The sequence below is a fragment of the Salipiger sp. genome (assembly GCF_059781815.1).
Genome location: NZ_JBYNAH010000036.1, coordinates 22,955 through 28,823, shown reverse-complemented (window position 1 = coordinate 28,823; position 5,869 = coordinate 22,955). Strand labels below are relative to the sequence as shown.

Annotated in this window: 6 protein-coding genes; 4 read left to right on the top strand and 2 right to left on the bottom strand. The window is 67.9% G+C overall.

Annotation, left to right across the window (positions count from 1 at the left end; genetic code table 11):
* Window positions 1-164 (bottom strand): YhbY family RNA-binding protein (locus AC6RA4_RS06275; protein ID WP_500158485.1); only part of this gene is annotated, 164 nt, incomplete at its 3' end.
* A gap of 255 nt (window positions 165-419) precedes the next feature.
* On the opposite strand from AC6RA4_RS06275, the gene AC6RA4_RS06270 reads away from it, so the two are divergent.
* Complete coding sequence (locus AC6RA4_RS06270; protein ID WP_500158481.1) at window positions 420-1,064, top strand: TetR/AcrR family transcriptional regulator; 645 nt, start codon at window positions 420-422, stop codon at window positions 1,062-1,064.
* Between the two features lie 322 nt (window positions 1,065-1,386).
* On the opposite strand, the gene AC6RA4_RS06265 is transcribed toward AC6RA4_RS06270, so the two are convergent.
* Complete coding sequence (locus AC6RA4_RS06265) at window positions 1,387-3,042, bottom strand: thiamine pyrophosphate-dependent enzyme (protein ID WP_500158479.1); 1,656 nt, start codon at window positions 3,040-3,042, stop codon at window positions 1,387-1,389.
* A gap of 189 nt (window positions 3,043-3,231) precedes the next feature.
* Here AC6RA4_RS06265 and AC6RA4_RS06260 point away from each other — a divergent pair, with 189 nt between their 5' ends.
* The 3 genes from AC6RA4_RS06260 to AC6RA4_RS06250 all read left to right on the top strand — a co-directional run.
* Entirely contained in the window at window positions 3,232-3,516 is a 285-nt protein-coding gene (locus AC6RA4_RS06260; RefSeq protein ID WP_500158477.1) for an STAS domain-containing protein, read from the top strand.
* Window positions 3,513-3,887, top strand: coding sequence for a response regulator (locus AC6RA4_RS06255; protein WP_222601812.1), 375 nt, complete (start codon window positions 3,513-3,515; stop codon window positions 3,885-3,887). The genes AC6RA4_RS06260 and AC6RA4_RS06255 overlap by 4 nt, the downstream gene beginning before the upstream one ends.
* 3 nt (window positions 3,888-3,890) lie before the next feature.
* A partial coding sequence (locus tag AC6RA4_RS06250) for a chemotaxis protein CheA (RefSeq protein WP_500158475.1) occupies window positions 3,891-5,869 on the top strand: 1,979 nt, incomplete at its 3' end.

The window sequence follows — 5,869 nt, the reverse complement described above, 5'->3', positions numbered from 1 at the left end:
GCGCCGGTCCGCCGCGCCAGTTCGGCCGCCTGATCACCGCGTTCTTCGCGATCGGCGATGAGCCGGACCTTCACCAGTTCATGGCGGGCCAACGCCGCTTCGGCCTGCTCGAGCACGCCGTCGCTCAGCCCGCCGCCCGATCCCGGCCCGCGCGCGCTCGGCATGGTAGGCGCGGTAGCGCGCCTTGGGCATGCCGTCCTCGGCATAGGCGGGCTCGTGCGAGGACAGCATCAGCCGGTTCTTCAGCGTGAGATGCTTGAGCTGGAAGGGTTGCAGCAGCGGATCGGAGGTTGGGGACATGGGCGCTCTCCCTGTTGGCTGACGTGACGCTGCGCCAAAATGTTCACACCTGTCAAGTTTGAGTTCACCCCTGTCCATTTTTCGTTGTGAGCCGCGGTGTCGGCGGCTAGGTTTGCGGCATGAGCGATGAAGCGATGGATGGCGAAAAGAGCGCCGGCTGGCGCGGCTCGCGCGAGCTCTGGCTCGACGCGGCCAAGGAGGCGTTTGTCGAGGGCGGGCTGGAGGCGGTAAAGATCCAGCCGCTGGGCGCGCGGCTGAATCTGTCGCGCACCAGCTTCTACTGGTTCTTCAAGGACCGGAAGGCGCTGCTCGCGGCGCTGCTCGAGCATTGGGAGGCGCGCAACACCGGCGCCATCGCGGCGGGCTGCACGGCTTACGCCGAGACCCTGCCCGAAGCGGTTCTGTCGCTGATCGCGGTTTTCCTCGACCCGCGCGCCTTCGAGCCGCGCTTCGATTTCGCGGTGCGCGGCTGGGCGCATGCGGATGACGCGGTGGCGGCGCGGGTGCATGCCGCCGACGAGACGCGGCTGGCGGCGATCCGCGAGATGTTTGCCCGCTTCGGGCTGGCGGCGTCGGAGGCGGATGTGCGGGCGCGGACGGTCTACCTGACGCAGATGGGCTATGTCTCGATGCAGGTGCAGGAGACGCTGGACGTGCGGCTGGCGCGGATCGAGGACTACGTCGCGATTTTCTCCGGCCAGCGTCCCGCCCCGCGCGAGCTGGCGCGGTTCCGGGCGCGTTTTGAACGAGATCCTGAAGCCTGACCAGAACACCCGCGCCAATCCGAACTTGCCCGACCGACAGTCGAGCGATGCGCCAGCGCGGAAACAAGGCGAAGCCGCCGCGCCATCGCCGGCCCGCCCGGACGGGCTGGCAATCTGGTGTCGCTGGGCGCCAGCTGTCGAGGTCCTTCGGACGTGATCAGGATAAAACAAGAGGGTCAAAGCCACGGATCGCCACCCCGCGGGACAGCGATGGCGCGGCTCTTCCGATGTCGCCCCGTCCCAGCCCGACGCGACCTCAAGGCGTGAGGCCCGGCCCCAGAGCCGGCCCTCGGATCCGCCAAGTGGTTTCGTCAGGGGGCCCTCAGCTCCCGCTGCGGATCTGGCTCAGCGTGCGGTAGGGCGTCAGCGCCTCCTTGTCGACGATCAGCTCCAGCAGCGCGCCGGTGGGCGAGGCCAGCGCCCGCTCGAAGGCCTCGGCGAACCCGGCGGTCTCGGAGACCACCTCGCCATGCAGCCCGCAAGATTGCGCCAGCGCCGCAAAATCCGGGTTCACCAGCTCGGTGCCCGAGACCCGCGTGGGGAATTCGCGCTCCTGATGGGCGCGGATGGTGCCGTAGGTGCCGTTGTTCACGACGATCACGATCACCGCGGCCCCCGCCTGACGGGCGGTGGCAAGCTCCTGCATCGTCATCTGGATGTCGCCATCACCGGCGAAGCAGATCACCGTGGCCTCAGGGCGCTCGATCTTGGCGGCGACCGCCGCCGGCAGACCGTAGCCCATCGCGCCAGACTGCGGCCCCAGAAGCCGCATTCCGGGGCGGAAGCGGAAGAAGCGCGTCGGCCAGACGGTGAAATTGCCGGCACCGTTGGTCAGTACCAGATCCTGCCCCGCGAGCCGGTCGCGCAGATGCGCGCAGACCGCCACCATGTCGACCGGCCCCGGCTGCGCCGGCGCGTTGTCGATGAAGCCGAGATAGGCCTCGCGCGCCTTGCGGCGCCAAGCGGCCCAGCCCCCCTGCACCGTCTCGCCCAGCGCCAGCGCGAAGCGCTGCGGACAGGCGTGGATGCCCAGCGCCGGGCGGTAGACCTTGCCGATCTCGCGGTCCGAGGCCATCACGTGGATGATCTTCTGCACCGGGTCCGGCACCTCGAGGAGCGTGTAGCCGTCGGTCATGTTCTCGCCAAAGCGCGTGCCCAGCGCGAGAATCACGTCCGCCTGCCCGAGCAGCGCCTTGGTCGCCGCGCTCATGCCCACGCCGGCATCGCCGCAGAAGCAGTCGGAGCCGTTGTCGAACTGGTCCTGGTAGCGGAACGAGCTGATCACCGGGATGTCCGAGCCCTCGGCGAAGTGCTTCAGCGCGTCCTGCGCCTCGCGATCCCACGGCGCGCCGCCGATCACGATCAGCGGCCGCTCGGCACGCACGAGGATCTGCATTGCCTCGGCCACGGCCGCCGGCGCGGGCTCGGGCGGGAAGACAGGCACCGGCCCGTCGACCGACGCCACATCGGTTTCGGCCATCAGCATGTCCTCGGGCAGCGCGATGACCACCGGGCCGGGACGGCCCGTGGTCGCCGTGGTCCAGGCCCGCGACAGGATCTCCGGCACCCGCGCGACATCGTCGATCTCGGTCACCCACTTGGCCATGGTGCCAAAGACGGCGCGGTAATTGACCTCCTGAAAGGCCTCGCGCTCGCGCATCTCGGTGCCGATCTGGCCGACCAGCAGGATCATCGGGGCGCTGTCCTGCATAGCCGTGTGCACCCCGATCGAGGCGTTGGTCGCGCCGGGGCCGCGGGTCACCATGCAGATGCCGGGCTGCCCGGTCAGCTTGCCATGGGCCGCGGCCATGAAGGCCGCCCCGCCCTCCTGCCGGCAATTGACGAAATCGAGCTGCCCCCCGGTATCGTGCATCGCATCGAGCACCGCGAGATAGCTTTCGCCCGGCACCCCGAAGGCGCGGCGGGCGCCCAGAGCCACGAGGCACTCCACCACAAGCTGACCACCATTGCGCGCCATCGACACTCTCCCTTTGCTCTGACGCCCCAGTTGTAGGCGATGGCCGGGCGGCTGCAAGCCGCCTGCGAAAACCGGCGCGCCAGAACGCTTTGTTAAGACACCGCCCGTATGTCTCATGGCTGACCCAGGCGGCCCGGCTGCGATGCGGGTCTTTCGATCAAAGAGGCTGGCAGAGGCACCGAGCAGACGATGTCCGATCCCCATCTCCACGTTCTTGAACCCGCGCGAAACCGCAATGGCGAGGATGCGCTGGTTCCCTTCCTGCTCGGCGCGCGCCACGCGCCGGTGACGATCTCGGCCCGCGATGTTGCCCGGGTCGATGCCCACCGGCTGCAGATCCTGCTGGTGGCGCAGAAGCAATGGGCCCGCGAACAGCTCCCCTTCCGCCTGACCGAGGCCAATGACAGCTTCCGCGCCGGCCTCGAACGGCTCGGCCTCGCCCCCGATCATTTCGACAAGGACCAGACCTCATGAGCACCAAAGTCCTCGCGATCGACGATTCCCGCACCATCCGAAACCTGCTGCGCGTCTCGCTCGAAGGCGCGGGGTTCGAATACCATTCGGCCTGCGACGGGGTCGAAGGGGTGGAACAGTTCTCCGAGGTCGAGCCCGACGTCGTGATCACCGATATCAACATGCCCAACATGGATGGGTTCGGAGTGATCGAGAACCTGCGCAGCGGGCCGAACCGCACCACGGTCCCGATCATCGTGCTCACCACCGAGAGCGGCCCGGATCTCAAGGCCCGCGCCCGCGAGGCCGGGGCAACGGGATGGATCGTGAAACCCTTCGACGATGCCTCTCTGGTGTCGGTCCTGCGCCGGCTCACCGGCCACGTGGTGTAAGCCATGTCCAACAGTTCGATCCGCGATACGTTTTTCGAAGAGTGCGAAGAGCTTCTCGAGGCGCTTGTAGAGGGGCTCGCCGCCATGGAGGAGAACGCCTCCGACATGGAGGTGGTGAACGCGGTGTTCCGCGCGGTGCACTCGATCAAGGGCGGCGCCGGGGCCTTCGCACTCGACCGGCTGGTGAATTTCGCCCACACCTTCGAGACGGTGATGGACAAGGTCCGCTCGAAACAGCTCGCCGTGAACGAGGAGCTGATGCTGCTGTTCCATCGCTCGGGCGACCAGCTGGCGGATCTCGTCGAAGCCGCTCGCGACGGACGCGAGCCCAACGTCGAATCCGAGGCCGCGATCCTCAAGGAACTGGGCGCCTATCTCGACGATGCCGAGAGCGAAGAAGAGATTGCCTTCGACGCCGCTCCCCTCGCCTTTGACGCCGCACCGATGGCGCTCGACCAGCCCGAGATCGAACCCGCAGCCGAACCCGAACGCCGCCGCTTCGATATCCGCTTCTGCCCAAGCCCGGCGCTTTACGCCAACGGGCACGAGCCGCTGCTGCTCTTCGATGCACTGGCCGAGCTCGGTACGCTCACGGTGACCGCCGATCTCACACGCCTGCCCGAGTTTGACGCCTTCGACCCGGAGGATGCGGTGATCGACTGGCGCCTCACCCTGCAGACCTCCGAGGACGAAACCGTTCTGCACGAGGTGTTCGAGTTCGTGGACGCGCTCTGCGAGCTCGACATCCAGGTTTCGGACGAGCCCGTCGCTCCCTTCGAGCCCGAGGCGCCCGAAACGCTCGCCCCGCCACCCTCAGCGGTCGGCCCGGGCGCCTCCGATCTGCCCGCGCCAAGCGTGGTGCCCCCTCCGCCGCCGCCCCCGCCGCCCGCGAGCAAGGCCGCGCCTCAGAGCACCCCGCGCGACGAACCGCGCGGCCCGCGCCCGACGCTGCGGGTCGATCTCGATCGGGTCGACAGGTTGATCAACACCGTCGGCGAGCTGATCATCAACCAAGCGATGATCTCGCAGCGCATCGAAGAGCTCGAGCTGCCCGCGGTCGCGCATCTCACCAACGAGCTGGAAGCCTACAAGCTGCTTGCGCGCGACATCCAGGAAGGGGTCATGGCGATCCGCGCCCAGCCGGTGAAACCGCTCTTTCAGCGCATGTCGCGCATCGTGCGCGAGGCCGCCGAGGCCACCGGCAAGAAGGTCAAGCTCGTCACCGTCGGCGATTCGACCGAGGTCGACAAGACAGTGATCGAGCGGCTGGCCGATCCGCTCACCCACATGGTCCGCAACGCGGTCGATCACGGACTCGAACGCCCGGACACGCGCTCCGAGCTCGGCAAGGATCCGACCGGTGCGATCCGCCTCTCGGCCTCGCACCGCTCCGGCAGCGTGTTCATCGAGATCGCCGATGACGGCGCCGGCTTGAACCGCGCCCGCATTCTCGAGAAGGCCATCGAAAAGGGGCTGGTTTCGCCCGACGCCGAGCTCTCCGAGCAGGAGGTCGATAACCTGCTTTTCCTGCCGGGCTTTTCCACCGCGGCCGAGGTTTCGAACCTGTCCGGACGCGGTGTCGGCATGGACGTTGTGAAAAACGCGGTTGCAGCGCTTGGCGGCCGCGTCTCCATCGCCTCGAGCCCCGGCCTTGGCACGACCTTCACCATCGTGCTGCCGCTGACGCTGGCGGTGATGGACGGGTTCGTGATCTCGATCGCAGATCAGACCATGGTGATCCCCATCGCCTCGATCATCGAGACGATCCGCCCGAACCCGCGCGACCTGCACTGCATCGGCACCGACGGCGAGGTGATCTCGGTGCGTGGCGCCTACGTGCCAATTGTCGATGTCGCCCGCAATCTCGGCCTCTCCGGCGAAGACGCCGACAGCAGCGGCGTTCTGCTGCTCGTCAGCACCGAGGGTCAGGGGCTCACCGCGCTGCGCGTCGGCGCGATCCACGACCAGCGCCAGGTGGTCAT

Coding starts and splice junctions, on each gene's coding strand:
- AC6RA4_RS06270 (WP_500158481.1), top strand. CDS start 420: ATGAGCGATGAAGCGATGGATGGCGAAAAGAGCGCCGGCTGGCGCGGC.
- AC6RA4_RS06265 (WP_500158479.1), bottom strand. CDS start 3,042: ATGGCGCGCAATGGTGGTCAGCTTGTGGTGGAGTGCCTCGTGGCTCTG.
- AC6RA4_RS06260 (WP_500158477.1), top strand. CDS start 3,232: ATGTCCGATCCCCATCTCCACGTTCTTGAACCCGCGCGAAACCGCAAT.
- AC6RA4_RS06255 (WP_222601812.1), top strand. CDS start 3,513: ATGAGCACCAAAGTCCTCGCGATCGACGATTCCCGCACCATCCGAAAC.